At 67.3% G+C, this 20,363-nt stretch carries 16 protein-coding genes; 11 read left to right on the top strand and 5 right to left on the bottom strand.

Annotated features, from left to right (window positions below; all coding sequences use genetic code 11):
* Positions 1-15: 15 nt before the first annotated feature.
* A complete protein-coding gene (locus ACWEWT_RS29530) occupies positions 16-1,644 on the bottom strand; it encodes a TM0106 family RecB-like putative nuclease (protein ID WP_452563873.1) in 1,629 nt (542 codons plus the stop codon).
* A gap of 326 nt (positions 1,645-1,970) precedes the next feature.
* On the opposite strand from ACWEWT_RS29530, the gene ACWEWT_RS29525 reads away from it, so the two are divergent.
* The 8 genes from ACWEWT_RS29525 to rraA all read left to right on the top strand — a co-directional run bounded on the left by ACWEWT_RS29525 (position 1,971) and on the right by rraA (position 6,841).
* Positions 1,971-2,615 (top strand): DUF6474 family protein, encoded by a 645-nt coding sequence (locus ACWEWT_RS29525; protein ID WP_452563844.1) that lies wholly within the window; start codon positions 1,971-1,973, stop codon positions 2,613-2,615.
* 148 nt (positions 2,616-2,763) lie between these two features.
* Positions 2,764-3,378, top strand: coding sequence for a hypothetical protein (locus ACWEWT_RS29520; RefSeq protein WP_452563843.1), 615 nt, complete (start codon positions 2,764-2,766; stop codon positions 3,376-3,378).
* Positions 3,339-3,992, top strand: coding sequence for a YcnI family copper-binding membrane protein (locus ACWEWT_RS29515; protein WP_452563841.1), 654 nt, complete (start codon positions 3,339-3,341; stop codon positions 3,990-3,992). Before ACWEWT_RS29520 ends, ACWEWT_RS29515 begins: the two co-directional genes overlap by 40 nt.
* The gene (locus ACWEWT_RS29510) at positions 3,989-4,543 is read left to right on the top strand and encodes a copper resistance CopC family protein (protein WP_452563839.1); all 555 of its coding nucleotides are present in this window, start codon (positions 3,989-3,991) and stop codon (positions 4,541-4,543) included. The genes ACWEWT_RS29515 and ACWEWT_RS29510 overlap by 4 nt, the downstream gene beginning before the upstream one ends.
* Complete coding sequence (locus ACWEWT_RS29505; protein WP_452563837.1) at positions 4,540-5,466, top strand: CopD family protein; 927 nt, start codon at positions 4,540-4,542, stop codon at positions 5,464-5,466. Before ACWEWT_RS29510 ends, ACWEWT_RS29505 begins: the two co-directional genes overlap by 4 nt.
* A gap of 9 nt (positions 5,467-5,475) precedes the next feature.
* Positions 5,476-5,853: a DUF5313 family protein gene (locus ACWEWT_RS29500; protein WP_452563835.1), complete on the top strand. Its 378-nt coding sequence runs from the start codon at positions 5,476-5,478 to the stop codon at positions 5,851-5,853.
* 56 nt (positions 5,854-5,909) lie between these two features.
* Positions 5,910-6,272: a DUF5313 family protein gene (locus ACWEWT_RS29495; RefSeq protein ID WP_452563834.1), complete on the top strand. Its 363-nt coding sequence runs from the start codon at positions 5,910-5,912 to the stop codon at positions 6,270-6,272.
* Between the two features lie 80 nt (positions 6,273-6,352).
* Complete coding sequence (gene rraA, locus ACWEWT_RS29490) at positions 6,353-6,841, top strand: ribonuclease E activity regulator RraA (protein ID WP_452563832.1); 489 nt, start codon at positions 6,353-6,355, stop codon at positions 6,839-6,841.
* Positions 6,842-6,872: 31 nt separating this feature from the next.
* On the opposite strand, the gene ACWEWT_RS29485 is transcribed toward rraA, so the two are convergent.
* Positions 6,873-7,094, bottom strand: coding sequence for an RNA-binding S4 domain-containing protein (locus ACWEWT_RS29485; RefSeq protein WP_452563830.1), 222 nt, complete (start codon positions 7,092-7,094; stop codon positions 6,873-6,875).
* 257 nt (positions 7,095-7,351) lie between these two features.
* Here ACWEWT_RS29485 and lysX point away from each other — a divergent pair, with 257 nt between their 5' ends.
* The 3 genes from lysX to ACWEWT_RS29470 all read left to right on the top strand — a co-directional run bounded on the left by lysX (position 7,352) and on the right by ACWEWT_RS29470 (position 12,069).
* Positions 7,352-10,687: a bifunctional lysylphosphatidylglycerol synthetase/lysine--tRNA ligase LysX gene (lysX, locus tag ACWEWT_RS29480; protein WP_452563828.1), complete on the top strand. Its 3,336-nt coding sequence runs from the start codon at positions 7,352-7,354 to the stop codon at positions 10,685-10,687.
* A gap of 130 nt (positions 10,688-10,817) precedes the next feature.
* Entirely contained in the window at positions 10,818-11,273 is a 456-nt protein-coding gene (locus tag ACWEWT_RS29475; RefSeq protein WP_452563827.1) for a hypothetical protein, read from the top strand.
* A 166-nt stretch (positions 11,274-11,439) separates the two neighbouring features.
* Positions 11,440-12,069: a histidine phosphatase family protein gene (locus ACWEWT_RS29470; protein WP_452563825.1), complete on the top strand. Its 630-nt coding sequence runs from the start codon at positions 11,440-11,442 to the stop codon at positions 12,067-12,069.
* Here ACWEWT_RS29470 and ACWEWT_RS29465 read toward each other — a convergent pair whose 3' ends face one another.
* The 3 genes from ACWEWT_RS29465 to gltB form a co-directional block, all read right to left on the bottom strand.
* A complete protein-coding gene (locus ACWEWT_RS29465; RefSeq protein ID WP_452563824.1) occupies positions 12,070-12,969 on the bottom strand; it encodes a cutinase family protein in 900 nt (299 codons plus the stop codon).
* Between the two features lie 388 nt (positions 12,970-13,357).
* A complete protein-coding gene (locus ACWEWT_RS29460; RefSeq protein WP_452563822.1) occupies positions 13,358-14,827 on the bottom strand; it encodes a glutamate synthase subunit beta in 1,470 nt (489 codons plus the stop codon).
* A gap of 119 nt (positions 14,828-14,946) precedes the next feature.
* Positions 14,947-19,599, bottom strand: coding sequence for a glutamate synthase large subunit (gene gltB, locus ACWEWT_RS29455; RefSeq protein ID WP_452563821.1), 4,653 nt, complete (start codon positions 19,597-19,599; stop codon positions 14,947-14,949).
* Positions 19,600-20,363: the final 764 nt, after the last annotated feature.

The raw sequence follows: 20,363 nt of genomic DNA, 5'->3' as shown, positions 1-20,363 counted from the left end.
GGTCACCAATGGTAATCAAGCCTGCGCGGGACTCGTCCACAGGTCGGGCGGTGTTCCGGGCGCCGCGGCGAAATCGCTCAGGGCGGGTACCTCGCGCTCGGCGCTGTGCTCCCGTGGTATCCGGGGGTTCATCCATTCGCGCAGTACCGCGGTGGCCCGGACATCGTCCTCGTTGTACTCCAGCAGGCGCGTGCGCTGGGTGAGATCGGGTTCGGCGTCGTAGCCGACCGCCCGCCGGTACCAGCTCATGGAGGCCTCGCCCCCGGCCTCGGGATCGCGCCAGGAGAAACCCGCTACCGGCGCGATCTTCTTGAGCCCTTTACCGCTCGGGCAGATGAACTGATCGGTGACCGCCTGGAACATATCGACCCACTGGATCGAATCGACGAACGCGGTGACCTGTTTCTCGGTCGGTACGCCGGGGCGCCCGGCGAACCGTCGCGCCGACTCGTAGAGCCATTTGTCCTCGGCACTGCGGGAGTAGCAGTAGGCCGCGAAGGTCTTCCCGGCGGTCAGCGCCTGGGCCCTGATCTCCATCAACCAGGTCCAGAATTCGCCGAACGAGCGGCCCTCGTCCTCGGTGGGCAGCGGATCCCAGGTGACGAAGGCCCGGTACTGCCCGTCGAGCAGGGTCCCCCACAGATAGGCGCCGTCCTCCTGGTAGCTCTCCAGGTCGACGTCCACCTCGACATCGGCCCGGCGCACCCAGACCCGGTCGAACCGGCGGACCAACGGCGCCTGGACCAGCCACGCCCGTGCGGTCACCACGGTTTCCTCGAACGGGCCGTGCTGCCAGTCCTCGGGTTCGGGTCCCGACCAGGCGGCCAGTTCGTCGATGGTCGCGACCCCGTGCCCGCGCAGTACCTCGGCGCGCGACCCCGGTGCCACCACACTCACATCGCGATGGGCGTTCAACCAGGCCTGGCAGCCACCTTCTCCACCACGAGTCCACCAGATGCACTGGCGGCATTCGGGGACCTTCGACGGAACGGTTTCCACCTGACCGCGCACCACGGCGATCCGATCGGCGAACCGGCTGTCGTAGTCGGGGAGAACGGTGGTCAGATCGTGGACGAGGATCCGGTCGAAATGGAACCCTACGACCCCGCCGATCGCGGTGGCCGGCGCCAGACCGTGCCGTTCCAGCATCCGGTACACATGGGCCAGCCGCTGCTGGTCGCGCGGTTGCTGGCGCAGTTTGCGGGCACGGTCGGGGACGGGGTGCCAATCGAACAGATCGGAGGTCAGCGGATGGAATTCGGCCGGTTCGGGGCGGCGCGGGTCGGTCACCTTGTGGTTGACGACGATGACCGGGATATAGCCGCCGTTGCGAACATCGCGCAACAGGATCTCGGCACCACCGCGGCGGCCGGTATCGGGCTCCTGCGGGAGCAGCCCGCCCCAGATCCGGGCGGCGCCCGCCGCACAGGCACGCAAGGTCGCCGCGGCACGGGCGCTCGCGGGCAGCGACGCATCGATGACCACCCAGCCGGCGGGGTCGGCGGCGACGAGGGTCTCGCGCACCCGGTCACGATGAGCCCGGGCCGCTTCCCGCCGCTGCTGGACTCCGGTGTCCTCGCGTACCTCGGCGAGCTGTTCGGGATGTGCGGCGTCCATACCGAGCCGATGGCGGCAGCCGATCAGCCCCCGGGCGTCGAGGTATGCGGACCGGCCCGCACCGGCGGTCGTCCGCCCGGAGGGTACGGGAGACTCCCGCCGCTCGCTATCGGCGTCGGAGGGGTCTTCGCTGTCGACACTGCCCGGTTGCACGCAAGCAGTATGGTCCCTGCCCCCGACAGTCCACCCAATCGAGTATCCGCCGAACGCCGTCGCCGCACCGGTGCGGGCAGAGTCTCTCGCCGGTTCGGCCGGGAACCCGATAGGGTGTCGGCGAACCGTGTGACACGGGTGGACGGTGCGGTTTTCCGTGTCGTATCGCCGTAGCGAACCAGCATGACGGAGGGCCTTCGATGGGGTTGTTCACCAAGCGCAAACGGCGGCCGAGTCGGCGGGCAGAGGCCAAGGCTCTCAAGCACAAAGCCGCCATGGAGGCCAAACTCGGCGCGAAGAACGATCGGAAACGGCTGCGCGCCGAGGCCCGTTCCCAGCAGAAGGTCGCCAAAGCCCAGGTCGCCACCCTGCAGGCCGAAGAGAAGGCCGCCCTGAAAACCGCCGCGCGCGCCGAACGGGATCCGTTCAGCCCCGGCCAGATCAAGAAGTACATCGGGGTGGCGCGGGTCCTGGTCCCGGTGCTCGCCCCGCTGGCCTACCGCGGCGCGACCTACCTGCGCGGGCAGCTCGACGCCCGGCGGGCCCGGCAGCTCGGTGTCGGAGTGAACCAGCTCGGCGACTATGCCGGGCACGGTGGCCGGTTGCAGGCTCGTATCGGCAATACCGAGGCCGCGCTGGACAAGATCGCGGATGGAAAGTCCGGTAAGGACAAGGACACCCAGCAGTTCGTCGCCGACGCCCGGAACCGGCTCGACGCCCTCACCGCGGCCGTACGCACCGCGGACCAGATGCCGGCCGGCCGGCGGCGTTCGGTGTACACCTCCATCACCGCGGAACTGTCCCGGATCGAGGCGGACGTCCTCGCCCGCCTCGGCGTCGCCTGACCTCGACCCGGGCACCGATCGGTCCGCTGCCTCGCCGAATACCCGGCCCGGGTGCGCGGCCCGCGGCCCGGTCGGCGACTATGGACACTGCCCTGCCCACTCCCCGACCAGCCGGGCCCGGTCAGGTCGGCGAATCCGAAAGCCCGCGATGCCCAGCACGTACCCGACTACCGCGCTACTGCGGGGCTGCGTGGTGGGCACGACGACCGGAGCGCTGGCCGTCGCCGCGCACGGCGCCGCGGGAGGCGGATACCCGACCTCCGCCGGAGCGGCACTACTGCTGCTCACGGCACTGATCACGGGTGCCGCCGCCGGATCGGTCATCGGCGACAGCGGCCGGTGGACGGCACCGGGCCGCAGCATTCTGGTCCCCCTCGCGATGGGGCAATTCGCCGGGCACTGGGCGCTGACCGGGCTCACCGGCCATCACGACACCACCGGTGACACAACGGCGGTGACGATGACCGTCGCCCATATGGTCGCCGTCGCGGTCTGCGCGCTGGTGATCACCGCGGCCGAACGGCTCTACCGGTCGGCGTCCACGATCGTCCGGGCGTTGCTCGCACCGCCGCGCCCGGTACCGGCCGCACCCCGGGCCCGCGTCGCCCCGAACGTCGCCGTCGCGGCCCATCGCTCTCCGAACGGATCCTCGGGTCCGCGCGCCCCACCCGCGCGCCTCGCCCCCGACACCCCTGTTCCTCTCGGAGAGAAAGCTTCCAACACATGTCCCACGGGATCTCCCCCGGCCTGCGCCGGGGTCTGACCGCGACCTTCGCCGCGGGTTTCGTACTGGCCGGAGCCGGTACCGCCGCCGCGCACGTGAGCGTTTCCGCACCGGATGCCGAGCCCGGGCGCGGCGCTGTCGCCACCTTCAGCGTGCCGACCGAATCGGATACCGCCGCGACCACCTCGGTGCGGATCACCGTGCCGGAATTCGCCACCGCCCGGACCGAGCCGGTACCCGGCTGGACCGCGAAGATCGACCGCAACGGCAAGGATCAGATCACGGCCGTCACGTGGACCGCGAACCCGGGGACCCCCGGTATCCGGCCGGGTGAGTTCCAGCGTTTCGTGGTCTCGCTCGGACCGTTCCCGGAATCCGATTCGGTCGTCTTCCCGGCCGAGCAGACCTACAGCGACGGCACCGTGGTGCGCTGGAACGAGACCGGCGACCACGATTCGGTCGAGCATCCCGCGCCGGCGGTCACCCTGACCGGTGCGGAAACCGCCCACGGCGCGCACGGAGACGAAGCAGCCGCGGCACCCGCGGACAACAGCGGCGACACTACAGCCCGCTGGCTCGGCGGTCTGGGGCTGGCACTCGGCGCGCTGGCGCTGGGTGCGGGAGTCGGCGCAGTCGTGCGGAGCCGGCGATGATCCGTTCGACGACCCGATGGGGCCGGCGCTTCGCACTGATCGCCACCCTGCTCATGGTGACCCTCGGCGCGCTGGCCGGACCGGCCGCCGCCCATTCCGCGGTGGTGGGCAGCGACCCCGCCGACGGTGCGAGCGTCGAGACCGGGCCGCAGCGCGCCACCATCACCTTCAACGAACCCCTGCAGCCCAACTTCCCGGCCATGACCGTGGTGGGCCCGGACGGCAATCTCTGGTCCAAGGGCGAACCGATCGTCGACGGCCGCACGCTCAGTGTCGAGGTCGGTGAACTCGGCCCGGCCGGCGTCTACCGGATGGCCTTCCGCGTCACCTCGGCCGACGGCCATGTCGTCGACGGTGAGCGCAGCTTCACGCTGAGCCGCGCCGGTGACGGCACCCCGGGCCCCGCGGCGAACGCGCAGGCCGGAAACGGTGGCTCGGGCGGCGGAATCCCGGTATGGGTGTACATCGTCGGGGCGATCGTGCTGTTCGGCGGCGGTCTCGCGTTCGCGCTGTTCGGCTCGAATCCGGGCAAGGGCAAGAACCAGCGGTGAGAAACGGTGTCCCGAGCGGGACCGACGAACGGGTCGCGCTCGGACTCGTGATTCCGGCGGGTCTGCTCGGGGTGCTGCTGGCCTGGGCCCTCGGCGGGGTTCCGGCAGCCTCCACGGTGCGGTTCGGCGCCGATATCGCGGGCGCGGCCGTACTCGGGCTGACCATCCTGCCCCGGCTGTCCGACCGGATCCAGGTGCCCTGGCGGATGCTGGCGGCACTGGCCGGGCTCTGGTGCTGCCTCGAATTCACGACGCTGGTCTTCGCCGCGGGTGAGGTGGTCGGTTCCGGGGTGCGGACGCTGGGCCCGGCGGACTTCGGTACCTATCTGGTGCGGATCAGCGCCGGTCAGATCGGCCTGGCCATCCTGCTCGCCACCGCCGCGATCACGCTGTACGCCGCGGTTGCCTTCCGGCGGCCGGGCCCGGGTTCGCCCGATCTGGTTCTGGTCTTCGCGGCCGTGAGCGTCACCCTGCGACCGATCACCGGACATATGTCACAGCAGCTGGCCGGTTCGGTACTGGCCGGGGTGCACGCCCTGGCGGCGTCGACCTGGCTGGGCCTGTTGCTGGCACTGGGGTTGGTGGTCCGCGGACGCCGCGATTGGGCGACCGCGCTGCCCAGATACTCCGCGGTCGCACTGCCCATGATCGCGGCGGTGGCACTCACCGGAGTGATCAACGGTCTCGTTCGCCTGGGTGGAATCGAGCCGTTCTTCACCACCGGTTACGGACGGATCATGCTGGCCAAATCCGTACTGCTGGCAGTGCTGCTGGTATTGGGCTGGTGGTGGCGCCGGAGCTGGGTCGTCGCGGCCGCCGCGCATCGGATCTCCGCGACGGCCTCGCTGCGCCGCGCAGTGGTGGAGGTTTCGGTGATGGCGGTGGTCTTCGGGCTGGCGGCTTCCCTCGCCATCACCGGATAGTCTGGGATCATGCCTGCCAGGACCCCGAATTTCGCCCAGCGGGTCGGGTACATCTGCGGCCGGACCCTGCCCGCCGAGTACTCGGACTGGGTGCTGAACGATCTCACGGGCCCGGGGGCGACGCGCCGCTATCTCGCCCGGATGCTGGTGCCGATCGTGCTGGTACTGCTGCTGTTCCTGCTGGTGCCCGGACCACTGTGGATGGGTGCGTCGATGATGGCGCTGCTGCTGCTCCCACTGATCTATTTCACCGTGGCGCTCACCTACGTCTTCAGGCGCAACCGGCTGGTGAAGCACGGGCTCGATCCGGCGCTGGCCGACGCCGACGTCCGACGCCGCGCCGAGATCGAACGCGCCGCCTACGAGAAGCGGCACGGTCGCGCCTGAAGCCGAGCGATGAATCAGCCCTGGTGAGAGATATCCCACCGGCATAGCCTGGAGCTATGAACAAGCCGACCTTCAGGCAACGGATCGTCTACGATCTGGGCTTCGAACTGCCCCCTGAGTTGCGCGAGTGGGTAGTTCAGGACCTCATCGGCCCCGGAGCAATGAGACGCTACATAATCCGCTTCCTCATCCCGATCATTCCCTTCTTCGTGCTGATCCTGCTGTTCCCGGGGCCCATGACACTCAAGCTGGGCCTGATCGTGATGATGATCGTGCCGCTGATCATCTTCGGAATCGCCCTCAGTTACGTATGGCGCCGGTTCCGCTTCGTACAGCACGGCCTGGACCCTAACCTGGTCGACGAAACGAAGTTCTCCCAGCTCGATCGTGAGATCTACAACTTTCGCTACCGCCGTTAGCTGTCCGCGCACGCCCGCGGCGCGCCCGGCGCCGGGGGTCGGTACCCACTGCGGCGTTCCACCCGGCACAATCGACAAACGTGACCGAATCAGAGCAGCAGGTGGCCACCGCGGATCTCGCCGACGAGATCGGCCCCGATATCCGCAGTTGTGACACCCAGTTCATCCAGTTCGGCGGCCGTCAGGTCTTCGCCGGCCGGATCGTCACGATCCGCTGTTTCCAGGACAATCTGCTGGTCAAACAGACGCTCGGTGAACCCGGTGCCGGGCAGGTGCTGGTTGTCGACGGCGGGGCGAGCGTGCACACCGCCCTGGTGGGCGATATCATCGCCGGCCGCGGAGTCGACAACGGATGGGCCGGGGTCGTGGTGAACGGCGCGGTCCGCGATTCCGCGATTCTGCGGACCCTCGAGATCGGCGTGAAGGCGCTGGGTACCAATCCGCGCAAGAGCACGCAGACCGGTAGCGGCGAGAAGAACGTCCCGGTGGAGTTCGGCGGCACGACTTTCACGCCCGGCGAGATGCTCTACAGCGATCACGACGGCATCGTGGTCCGCGCCGAGCCCTGATACTCCGGCGGCCGAGCGCCGCGGCCGTGAACTATCCGGCGCTCACCCGCGCTGAATGACCGGCGATGGCGACCACGTCGCCGACCTGCAATTGCCGGCCGCGGCGCAATTCGACCTCGTCGTTCACTCGCACCAGTCCGGCCGCGATAACGGTTTTGGCTTCCGACCCGGATTCGATAAGAGAGGCCAGTTTCAGGAACTGTCCGAGCCGTATGGCGTCATCGTCGATCGGCACATCGATGGGATCCGACATAGGTTCATGCTTACTCCCCCGGTCACAACGCATTCCGACCGGCCCCGGTAATCAGTCGAGTGAACCTCGTCGGCTATACGACAACAAGACTTTTCCGACATTTCGGGGCAACTTCGCGCGCCACGCCCGGGACCCGGTTTCCCATATCGGCCAACCGTGCCCGCACACAGGGAAATACGTGCGTTTCCGGTCCGATATACCGCTAACACGCGGGGCCACAGCCATGATTCGGTGATTCCTGGCGTCAGACTGGAACGGTGATATCCACGCAGGAACCGCGACACCCCCAAGCACCCGGCCGATCCGGCACGCCCGGGCGGTTCGCGGCGAAACCGCGTGTCGCCGCAGCGGTATCGGGCGTGCTCGCGACCGCCTGCCTGCTATGGAGCCTGTCCCCGGCGCTCTCGGCGGCGCTCGACGGTGTCCGGGGCTATCTGGATCGGTACTACCTGTACGCGCCGGATACCAATCTGCTGTGGGCCGGGCTGACGGGCTGGCTGGCGATCGGACTGGCCGGACACAAGCGGGTGGCCTGGTGGGCGGCGGTGCTCTATCTGGCGAGCTGGATCCCGGTGAACCTGACCGATATCGCGCGCACGCACGACAGGCATGCCGTGGTCGCCGCGCTGGCCCACTCGGCCGCGCTGTTGCTGCTGATCCTGAGCCGTTCGGAATTCGGTGCGCGGTTCCGGCGCTGCGCACCCCGCCCGGCGGCGTTGTCCCTGGCCGCGGGCCTGGTACTGGCGATAATCACCGGTTGGGCTGTGGTCCAGGTGTTTCCGGGATCACTGTCCTCGGCGGGGCAGCGCGCACGATGGGTGGTCTCCGAACTCACCGTGAATCTCGTACCCGGGTCGGCGGTCTCGGCCGGAGCACCGCCGTTCCAGGCCCAGTTCCTGGTCGGACTGTTCGGTGCGCTGGTGTTCGCGGCGGCGGTACTGGTCCTGCACCGCACCCGCCGAACGGAATACGCACTCACCGACGCGGACGAGTCGGCACTACGCGATCTGCTGGAAGGTCCGGACCCCACCGGTTCGATCGACTATCTCGCGACCCGCCGAGACCGGGAACTGATCTTCACACCGAACGGCAGAGCGGCCATCGGCTACCGGGTGGAGCACGGTATCTGCCTTGCCCTCGGCGATCCGATCGGAGCGCGTGACTCCTGGCCGCAGGCGGTCGAGACCTGGCTGCGCTACGCGCGCGGTTTCGGCTGGCGGGTCGCGGTGATCGGGGCAGGTGAAGCCGCCGTACCCGTATACCAGCGCGCCGGGCTCATCTCGGTGAGCGCCGGAGCCGAGGCCGTCCTCGACACCCGCAGCTTCTCCCTGGCGGCACCGGAACTCCAGCCGGTCCGGCAGTCCGTGGCCCGACTCCGCAAACAAGGTGTGACCGTACGGATCCGCCGCCATCGCGATATCGGGACCGCCGAGCTGGCCCGGCTCACCCTGTGCGCCGAGGAGTGGCGGCACAGCGAGACAGAACGTGGTTATCCGCTGCCACTGGGCCGGCTCGGCGACCGCCGGGACGGTGACTGTCTGCTCGTCGAGGCGGTCGATACCGACGAACGGGTGCTGGGCCTGCTGTCGCTGGTCCCGTGGGGGAAGAGCGGCGCGACACTGGAATTGCTCCGCCGGGCACCGGGCAGTCCCGCGGAGATCACGGATCTGCTGATCGCCGAATTCGCACTACGTGCCGAACAGCACGGCGTCCACCAGGTGTCGTTGAGCTTCACACTGTTCCGGTCGGTGTTCGAGTCGGCGGACCACGGATATCGGCGGCCGGTATCGCGCGCACCGCTGGCGGCGCTGCGCACCGCGGCCGGGATCGTAGGGAGCGCGCGCACTCTGCCCCTGGCGTTTTCCCGATGGTGGCAGTCGGCCCGGCTGCATCGGGCCAGTATGCGGTACCAGCCGCGCTGGGTACCCCGCTACGTCCTGTGTGATACCCCGCGTGATCTCGCGCGAATCGCTGTCGCCGCGGCGTACGCCGAAGGCCTGATGCCCGGTTCGGATACACGATCCACGGCGTTCACCTTCACCGGACGCCACCGCACCGCGCCCGAGCACCCCGCCCCCGCACCTTCCGGCGCGCATGCCGAGATCCGGGAGTCCGAACCGGAACGCCTCCCCGCGCATCGCCCCGAACAGGTGCGGGTACGGACCGGGAAGCTGGACCGGCTCGCCGACGCGAATATCGACCCGTACCCGCTGCCCTATCCCCCGACGCATACCGTGGCCGCGGCCCGGCGCACACCGCGCGGTACCACTGTCCGCGTTTCCGGTCGGCTGTTGCGGCGCCGCGACTACGGTGGCGTGATCTTCGCGGTGGTCCGGGACTGGACCAGCGATATCCAGCTACTGCTCGACCGCGATCGGCTCGGCCGGCAGCGCCTGGACGAATTCGGCGAACTCGTCGATCTCGGTGATCTCGTATCGGTGAGCGGCCAGCTCGGTTACAGTCGGCGCGGCGAACTGTCCCTGCTGGTGGCGGATTGGCGGATGCTCGGGAAATGCCTGCATCCGCTGCCCGACAAATGGCACGGCCTCAGCGACCCGGAGGTCCGGATGCGCCGCGGCTATCTGGACCTCATGATCGACCGGGAGGCACGGGAACTGCTGGCCCGGCGCAGCGCGGTACTGCGTGCCCTGCGCGATGCCCTGCACGATTGCGGTTTCCTGGAGGTCACGACACCGGTTCTGCAGCACGGGCCCGGCGGCTCGGCCACCCGCAGCCTGCGCACCCATATCGATGCCGACAACACCGATCTGCATCTGCGGGCCGCACCGGAGCTGTCACTGAAAAGATTGTGTGTCGGCGGTGTGGAGAAACTGTTCGAGCTGGGCCCCGGTTTCCGCAACGCCCGCGCCGATACACACCAGCTGCCCGAATTCACCCTGCTCGAGGCCTACGAGGCGCACAGCGATCATCGGCGCATGATGACCCTGTGCCGGCAACTGGTCCAGCAGGCCGCGCTCGCCGCGAACGATTCGATGATCGCCATGCGCCCGACCCCGGACGGTTCGCTGCACGCGGTGGATATCTCCGGGGAATGGCGGGTGCGGTCGATGTACCGGGCGCTGACGGAGGAGTTCGGAATCGAGATCACACCACGGACGCCACTACCGGACCTGCGGGAACTGTGCGAGAAGGCCGATATCGTCGCTCAGCCGAACTGGGATGCGGGACGCACCGCGTATGCGCTCTACGAGCGGCTGATCGTCGAAGCCACCCGGGAACCGACCTTCTATACGGACTTCCCGAGTTCGGTCTCACCGCTGGCCCGGCCGGACCGCCGGGACCGAACCCTGGCCGAACGCTGGGATCTGGTGGCGTGGGGAATCGAACTCGCTTCCGGGTCCAGCGAACTCACCGATCCGGTGGAGCAGCGGCGCCGCCTCGCCGCCCAATCACGGATCGCGGCCGACGGCGGTCAGGTGGCGATGGAACTCGACGAGGAGTTCCTGTGCGCACTCGAACATGCCATGCCACCCACCGGGGGGCTCGGTATCGGCGTGGACCGGGTGATCACGCTGCTGACCGGCCGGGCACTCCGGGAGACCCAGCCCTTCCCGCTGGTCAGGCCGCGGTGACCGGTCGGCGCACGCCGGCCGGTGCGCACCGATCGGCTGCGCGGAATGTTTCCCACGCGTGAGTCGGGGAAGTACGGTGTAGTGACTTCGGCCCCAGGAGGAGGGGCCTACTTTCGGAACGGGGTTCGTTTTGAGTTACGTGGACTTGCTCACCCACGCCGGCCAGGTGGACTATTCGGCCTGGGCGAGCACCGATACGCTGGCGTCCGCGGTCGATCTGACCGCTCGTCGGAAGAGCAAGGGCAAGGGCGGCGGCTTCGGCTTGTTCGGCCTGATCTGCTGCGTGCTCGTAGTGGTCGTCATCGTGGCGATCGTCGTGCTCGCCCGCAAGAAGAAGAGCGACAACAACTCCCCGGGCCAGTTCCCGCAGCCGGGCCAGCCGCCGCAGGGCGGATACCCTCCGCAGGGCGGATATCCCCAGCAGGGCGGATACCCCCAGCAAGGTGGATACCCGCAACAAGGTGGATACCCGCAACAAGGTGGATATCCCCAGCAGGGCGGATACCCGCAACAGGGCGGATACCCATCGGACCCCAACTACCCCCCGCAGGGCGGTCAGCCGCCGTACCCGCCCTCCGGGCAGTAATTCTCCGCCGGACACAAAGGGCCCGGTTCGCCGTGATCACGGCGGACCGGGCCCTTTGCTTTCGAATACCCCCGGGTTCTGCCCTTGCCCGGCGCCGCTCCAGTGCTACCGGTGCCCGGCGAGGCCGGTGCCCCCACCCTGACCTCGATGCCGATCCGCCGGGTCGATGGGGCAGAGTGGACCCGTGCAATTGATACTCGTTCGCCATGGCCAACCGCTCCGGGTCGACAATGCCGGACAAGCGGCCGACCCCGGCCTCGCGTCTGTCGGAGTTGAGCAGGCCGAACGGGTACCGGCCGCCCTGGAACCGCATCGCATCGTCCGGGTGATCAGCAGCCCGCAACGCCGGGCCCGCGAAACCGCCGTGCCGACCGCCGCGAAACTGGGTCTCGACGTCGACATCATGGACGATCTGGCCGAATACGACCGGGAACTACCGTCGTATATCCCGATCGAGGACGCCAAGGTGGAATTCCGCGACACCTACGACCGGATCAAGGCCGGCCATCTGCCGCCGCAGATCGACGCGGATGCGTTCCGTAGCCGGGTGCACGACGCGATCACCGAGATCGCCTCCACCACGCCCGCGGCCGATACCGTGGTGGTCTTCGCACACGGCGGTGTCATCAACGTGACCCTGCAGGACATTCTCGGCCTGGCCCGCCCGTTGACCTTCCCGATCGATTACTGCTCGATCACCCGGATCCTGTTCTCCCGGACCGGTCGCCGCACCGCGGCGACCGTGAACGAGAACGGACATGTCTGGGAATTGCTCCCCCGCAATATCTCCGGCTGATCAGGCCATTCCGGCGATCCAGTCGTGCATCCAGGACAGCGCGGTCTGGCCGCCACCGACCTTGTAGCTGCCGTAGGAGTGATGCGACTCGGACCGGTAGAAGGTGTCGAGGTCCTTGACGCGCTGCTCGTTGGCACCTTCGGTCAGCTGAGCCTGCAGCGTCGGCAGACCGCCGTTGGCCACCAGGTCACTGACGATGGCACCGACCTCCATCTGGTAACGCCAGATATTGGCGGGGTTGGCGTCGGAGCTCTGCGCGAGGAAACCCGCGAACCGGGTGATGAAATCGTCCGACGCGGTGGCGCAGTAGAGATCGTCGGGGATGCACACCGTACGCGTACGGTCACTGACCCAGCCGAATCCGCCGACCCGGGGGCCACCGGCTCCGGCGCCCGGTGCGGGCGGCCCGACCTGGGTATCGCCGGGGGCACGACGCGGATCGGAGATCAGGCCGACACCCGCGATACGTTCGGGCCGGATCGGGCCCAGGCCCGTGCCGATCTCGGCGGCGAGATCACCGGCGGCATCGGCGCCCTGGCTGTAACCCACGAGCGCGACCTTGGTCGCGCCGCAGCGCTCGGCCATATTCGTGATCATGCCACGGGCATTGGATACCGCCTCCTTCTTGGAGTCGGCGTAGATATCGCCTTCCCAGGGGAAAGCGGTGGCCGCGTAGGTCACATAATCGACCTCGGCCGAAGACGGTAGGCCGTTGGTCACCCGGGCGAGCATGCCCGGTGTGGGGCGTTTGTCGTGGCCGGTTTCCCAGGTCCCGGGAATGGCTACTACGTACAGACTCGGGCATCCGGGATCGGCCGAGGCCGTTGATCCTCCGAACGCCAATCCCGACGCAACCGCCGCACAGGCACCCAGCGCCGCGGCAACCCTTTTGAACTGCATTCTGCTCCAGTCAACCCTGGCCCCTGGTCGGGACACTCCCGTTTAAGTCATCGCCAAGATGCTGAACCCGGTCGATGACACCGATGTGTGTAACAGGTGAACAACAACCACGCGTCACAATTACACGATCGGATCACGATCTCGTACCGGGACACACCAGAAGTAACAATAGAGCGACGATCTCGGTATCGCCAGCCCAACCCTCGTTCCGACCTCCGGAGATATCCGGGGAGCGCAATACCGCGGAGGGCAGGAGCACCGATTTCTCCCGCACCCGGACAAAACTGCGCGGTGCCCGACGGAAACCTTCCGCCGGACACCGCGCCGTGATGTATTCGATTGTGCTGCGGAGCCCTCGATTCAGCAGTTCGTCACCGCCGAATCGAAATCAGCGCTGAGCGACAGCGGTCGGCGGGATCGGCGCCGGAAGCGCGGTCTCGCCCTCCAGGTACTTGTCGACCGCCGACGCGGCGGCCCGTCCCTCGGCGATCGCCCAGACGATCAGGGACTGGCCCCGGCCCATATCACCGGCGACGAAGACACCGGGGATATTGGTGGCCCAGTTCTTGTCCCGCTGCACATTGCCGCGCTGGTCGTAGCCGACACCGAGATCGGTGAGCAGACCGGGCTTGTCGGGACCGACGAAGCCCATGGCCAGCAGCACCAGATCGGCCTCGAGGGTGAACTCGGTGCCCTCGACCTTCTCGAAACGGCCGCTGACCATCTTGACCTCGTGTGCGTCGAGCCCGGTGACCTTGCCGTCCGCACCGACGAAACGTTCGGTGTTCACCGAGAACACCCGCTCGCCGCCTTCTTCGTGCGCCGAGGAGACCCGGTACATCAGCGGGTAGGTCGGCCACGGAGTGGACCCGGCGCGCTCTTCCGGCGGCCGCGGCATGATCTCGAACTGGTGCACACTGGCCGCACCCTGCCGGTGCGAAGTGCCCAGGCAGTCGGCGCCGGTGTCACCGCCGCCGATGATGACGACCTTCTTACCGTGCGCGTGGATCGGCGGCAGACCGTTGTCGTCGGTCACCGCGTCACCGTGCTGCACCCGGTTGGCCCAGGGCAGGAACTCCATGGCCTGGTGAATACCCTCGAGTTCGCGACCCGGGATGGGCAGATCGCGGGCCTGGGTGGCGCCACCGGCGAGAACCACCGCGTCGAACTTCTCGCGCAGATCGTCGGCGGTGATATCGACACCGACGTTCACGCCGGCCTTGAAGATGGTGCCCTCGGCCTCCATCTGCGCCAGCCGCCGATCGATGAAACGCTTCTCCATCTTGAATTCCGGGATGCCGTACCGCATCAGACCGCCGATACGGTCGGCCCGCTCGAAAACGGTGACGGTGTGGCCGGCCCGGGTGAGCTGCTGCGCGGCGGCCAGGCCCGCGGGGCCGGACCCCACGACGGCGACCTTCTTACCGGTGAGCCGCGTCGGGTAGACCGGCGCGACCCAGCCTTCGTCGAAGGCGTTCTCGATGATCTCGACCTCGACCTGCTTGATGGTCACCGGATCCTGATTGATCCCGAGCACACAGGAGGCCTCACACGGCGCCGGGCACAGCCGCCCGGTGAACTCCGGGAAGTTGTTGGTCGCGTGCAGCCGGTCGATACCCTCGCGCCAGCGGTCCTTGTGGACCAGGTCGTTCCATTCGGGAATCAGGTTCCCCAGCGGGCAGCCGTTGTGGCAGAACGGGATACCGCAGTCCATACAGCGGCTGGCCTGCCGCTGCAGGGTCTGATGCGGAAAACCCTCCTGGTAGACCTCTTTCCAGTCCATCAGCCGCAATGGCACCGGACGGCGTTCGGGTAGCTCCCGGGACGTGTGCTTCAGAAATCCTTGGGTGTCACCCACGAGCGGCCCCCGAATAGTCACAGCGCCTCGTCGACGCCACCTGCGGAATTTTCTTACCAGCCACTAGCGGCCTCGTATGGTCAAAGCGCCCCATCGACGCTGCCACCGGAATTTTCTTACTAGCCACGAGCGGCCTCCATGATCGCCTCATCGACATCTTTACCGCTCTTCTCGGCCTCGGAGATGGCGAGCAGCACCTTCTTGTACTCGCGCGGCATGACCTTTACAAAGTGGTTGACCTGCTGCGACCAATCGCCCAAGATCCGTTCGGCCACCGCCGAGCCGGTCTGGTCGCGGTGCTGGCCGATGATGTCGCGCAGCCAGGTGAAATCGTCACCGGACAGCGCTTCGACGGCCTCGGCCTGTTCCGGGTTGAGCCGGCCGGCGAAGGTGCCGTCGGGGTCGTAGACGAACGCCAGGCCGCCGGACATACCGGCACCGAAATTGCGTCCGGTATCGCCCAGGATGACGACCCGGCCACCGGTCATGTACTCGCAGGCGTGGTCACCGACGCCCTCGACCACCGCGGTGGCACCGGAGTTGCGCACGGCGAACCGTTCGCCGACCACACCGCCGATGAACGCCTGGCCGCTGGTCGCGCCGAACAGGATGACGTTACCGGCGATGATGTTCTCCTCGGCCCGGAAATCGGCCGGGGCGTTGGGCGCCGGGCGGACCACCAGGTGGCCCCCCGAAAGACCCTTGCCGACATAGTCGTTCGCGTCGCCCTGCACCCGCAGGGTGATACCGGCGGGGACGAACGCACCGAAGCTGTTACCGGCCGAGCCGGTGAGCGTGATGTCGATGGTGTCGTCGGGCAGACCGGCGCCACCGTAGAGCTTGGTGACCTCGTGGCCGAGCATGGTACCGACCGTGCGGTTCACATTCGTGATCTTGGTATCGATCCGGACCGGTTTACCGAATTCGAGCGCGTCGCGGCTCTGCGCGATGAGCTCGTTGTCCAGTGCCTTGTCCAGACCGTGGTCCTGTTCCTTGGTCCGGTGGCGGTCCTGGAACATGAACGCCGTCTCGACATCGTCGAGGATGGGCGACAGATCCAGTTTGCTCGCCTTCCAGTGCCGCTTGGCCTTACCGGTATCGAGCAGATCCACTCGGCCGATGGCCTCGTCCAGGGTACGGAAACCGAGTTCCGCCAGCAGTTCCCGGACTTCCTCGGCGATGTACATGAAGAAGTTCACGACGAACTCGGCCTTACCGGTGAAGCGTTCGCGCAGCACCGGGTTCTGGGTCGCCACACCCACCGGGCAGGTGTCGAGGTGGCAGACGCGCATCATGATGCAGCCCGAGACGACCAGCGGCGCGGTCGCGAAACCGTACTCCTCGGCGCCCAGCAGGGCAGCGATCATCACATCGCGGCCGGTCTTCATCTGACCGTCGACCTGCACCACGATCCGGTCGCGCAGACCGTTGAGCAGCAGGGTCTGCTGGGTTTCGGCGAGGCCGAGTTCCCAGGGGCCACCGGCGTGCTTGAGCGAGGTGAGCGGGGAGGCACCGGTACCGCCGTCGTGGCCGGAGATGAGCACCACATCGGCGTGCGCCTTGGACACACCCGCCGCGACGGTGCCGACGCCGGGCTCGGCGACCAGCTTCACATGGATCCGCGCCTGCGGATTCGCGTTCTTCAGGTCGTGGATGAGCTGCGCCAGATCCTCGATGGAGTAGATATCGTGATGCGGCGGCGGCGAGATCAGGCCGACACCCGGCGTGGAGTGGCGGACCTCGGCGACCCACGGGTACACCTTGTGCGCGGGCAACTGCCCGCCCTCGCCGGGCTTGGCACCCTGGGCCATCTTGATCTGGATATCGGTGCAGTTGGTCAGATAGTGCGCGGTCACGCCGAAGCGGCCCGAGGCCACCTGCTTGATCGCGCTGCGCCGCCAGTCACCGTTGTCCTCCGGCTCGAACCGGGCCGGCGATTCGCCGCCCTCACCGGAGTTGGAACGGCCACCGAGCCGGTTCATCGCGATGGCCAGAGTTTCGTGTGCCTCGGCCGAGATGGAGCCGTAGCTCATCGCACCGGTCGAGAATCGCTTCACGATATCGGCGGCGGGCTCGACCTCCTCGATCGGAATCGGGGAGCGCGCGCCCTTCTTGAACTTGAACAGACCGCGCAGCGAGGCCAGCCGCTCGGACTGGTCGTCGACCAGCTTGGTGTACTCCTTGAAGATCGAGTACTGCCCGCTGCGGGTGGCATGCTGCAGTTTGAAGACGGTGTCCGGGTTGAACAGGTGGTATTCGCCCTCGCGACGCCACTGGTACTCACCACCGACTTCGAGCTCACGGTGCGCGCGCTCGTTGCGGTTCTCCAGGAAGGCGATCGAGTGCCGGGCCGCCACATCGGCGGCGATCTCGTCGAGACCGATACCGTCCAGATGCGAACGCAGACCGGTGAAGTACTCGTCCACCAGTTCCTGCGACAGGCCGATCACCTGGAACAGCTGCGCGCCGTTGTAGGAGGCGACGGTGGAGATGCCCATCTTGGACATCACCTTCAGCACACCTTTACTGGCGGCCTTGTTGTAGTTCGCGACGGCCTTGCGGTAGTCGGCCGCCAGGTCACCGGTGCTACCGGGAACCTCCAGGGCACCCCGTTCCAGCATGTCCTCGATCGACTCGAAGGCCATGTAGGGGTTGATCGCGGCCGCGCCGAAACCGACCAGCGTGGCCATATGGTGCACCTCGCGGGCATCGCCGGCTTCGACCACCAGGCCGACCATGGTGCGGGTGCGCTCCCGGACGAGATGGTGGTGCACCGACGAGGTGAGCAGCAGCGACGGGATCGGCGCGAGCTTCTCGTTGGATTCACGGTCGGAGAGCACGATGATCCGGGCGCCGCCGTCGATGGCCGCCGAGACCTGGGTGTTGATCGCGTCCAGCGCCCGGCGCAGACCCTCGCCCCCGGCCGCGACCTCGTACAGGCCGCGCACGACCACCGAGCGCAGGCCGCGCTGACTGCCGTCGTCGTTGATATGGACCAGTTTCGCCAGTTCGTCGTTGTCGATGATCGGCTGCTGGATGACGATCTGACGACAGGACTCCGGGCTGGGATGCAGCAGATCGGATTCCGGGCCGATATGACGGCGCAGGCTGGTGACCACCTCTTCGCGGATGGCATCCAGCGGCGGGTTGGTGACCTGGGCGAACTGCTGGGAGAAGTAGTCGAACAGCAGCCGCGGGCGCGCCGACAACACGGCGATCGGGGTATCGGTGCCCATCGAGCCCAGCGCTTCGGCACCGGTCCTGGCCATCGGCGAGATCAGCAGGTTCAGTTCCTCGAGGCTGTACCCGAAGATCTGCTGCCGGATCAGCACGCGATCGTGCGACATATGGATATGCGGCCGGTCCGGGAGGTCGGAGAGGTTCTTGATGCCCTCGTCGAGCCATTCCTTGTAGGGATGTTCGGCGGCCAGCTGGGATTTGATCTCGTCGTCACCGACGATCCGCCCCTGGGCGGTATCCACCAGGAACATCCGACCGGGCTGGAGACGGATCTTGCGGACGACCTTGGATTGGTCGATATCGAGGACACCGACCTCGGAGGCCATCACCACGAGGCCGTCGTCGGTGACCCAGATCCGGCTCGGGCGCAGCCCGTTGCGGTCCAGCACGGCGCCGATAACGGTGCCGTCGGTGAAGCACACCGAGGCGGGGCCGTCCCACGGCTCCATCAGCATCGAGTGGTACTCGTAGAACGCCCGGCGTTCGGCGTCCATGTTCTCGTTGCGTTCCCAGGCTTCCGGGATCATCATCAGGACCGCGTGCGGCAGGCTGCGGCCACCGAGGTGGAGCAGTTCCAGCACCTCGTCGAAGCGGGCGGTATCGCTGGCCCCGGGCGTACAGACCGGGAAGATCTTCTCCAGCCGGTTCTTACCGGCCGAATCCTTGCCGAAGATATCCGAACGCAGCAGCGCCTCGCGGGCCCGCATCCAGTTCTCGTTACCGGCGACGGTGTTGATCTCACCGTTGTGCGCGACCCGGCGGAACGGGTGGGCCAGCGGCCAGGACGGGAAAGTGTTGGTGGAGAACCGGGAGTGCACAATGCCCAGGGCGCTCTCGACCCGGTCGTCCTGCAGGTCCAGGTAGAAGGCCCGCAGCTGCGGGGTGGTGAACATACCCTTGTAGACGAAAGTCTGACCGGACAGGCTCGGGAAGTAGACCGATTCCTTGCCGACCGAGCCCTCACCCGCACCCGCGCGACCGAGTTCGTGCTCGATCCGCTTGCGTACGACGTAGGCGCGCCGCTCGAGATCCATTCCGGAGAGCGGTTCGGCCGCATCGGCGGGGGAGGCGATGAACACCTGCCGGAACAGCGGCATGGCATCGCGGGAGAGCGCGCCGAGCGACGATTCGTCGATCGGGACCTCACGCCAGCCCAGGACCGTCAGGCCCTCTTCCTTGACGATCTTCTCGACGCCGTAGCAGGCCCGCGCGGCCTCGCGCCGGGCCTGGGGCAGGAAAGCGATACCGGTGGCGTAGGAGCCCTCCGTCGGCAGGTCGAAGTCGACGACTGCCCGGAAGAACCGGTCGGGTACCTGGATGAGGATGCCCGCGCCGTCGCCGGAGTTCGGCTCGGCGCCCGCGGCACCGCGGTGCTCCAGATTCAACAGGGCCGTAATAGCCTTGTCGACGATGTCACGGCTGCGGCGGCCGTGCATATCACCGACGAACGCGACACCACAGGCGTCGTGTTCGTTCGCCGGGTCGTAGAGCCCGATGGGTCCGGGGGACCTGTGGCCAGGTAGTTGCGTCATGCCTCTGCCTTCGAAAAAGTCGACCTCGACGTGGTGCGGCCTGTTGCGAGAACGCCCTGTCGAACGCCGGTACTGTCGAACGCTCCGTACTTGGACTGCGTTCGTACGTTGGCCGACACCAGCCGCGCTGATGGTGTTCGGCGTGCAGTCACGTCTGAAGTTTTTCCACCTGTCGCTGTGCGCAGGTACCCGCCGGTAACGAAACGCTTACGCGTTCGGAACTCGGGAGCGGGATTTCGCCCGCTAGGCTGGCTTGATCGGTGGTCGCCCGAGCTTGCCCTCGGCCGGACATTGGTATGTGCGGCGTAAGAGCAAACGATAAGCCAGGTCCGGGACCCAACCAACCAAGGTTGCCCTAATAATCGGATCTAGCTGGGCTTCTTCATTCGTTCCTCCACATATGCGCGTTTTCTAGTGTAAAGCAGCATTCCGGGGCGAATCGATCCCGGATCGGCCCTCCGAACAGCGGCGATCCCATGATCGCGAGCCTTTCGCGATGCCACGCCGCATCTGCCGAACCCACGCTCACCTGCATCGAAGATGAATTCCCGACTGCGCCGGAAGGCAAACCCATCAGCGTGCGGCTAACTGTTGCGCGCCTCGGTGAGATGTTCGTGACAGCGTCGTGACAAGCACGGGACATGATCCGACCGTCCGGACTGTTTTTGCGTTTCGCATACACAGCACATCATCAGCAAACGCTGTATCGAGTGGTTTACAACACATTTTCGCGGCTCGATCGCGCACCGTTCCCATTGCGGCAG

Source organism: Nocardia sp. NPDC003963 (assembly GCF_053605105.1).
Note: the sequence above shows the minus strand (reverse complement) of the source record. Positions and strands in the feature narration are given on the sequence as shown.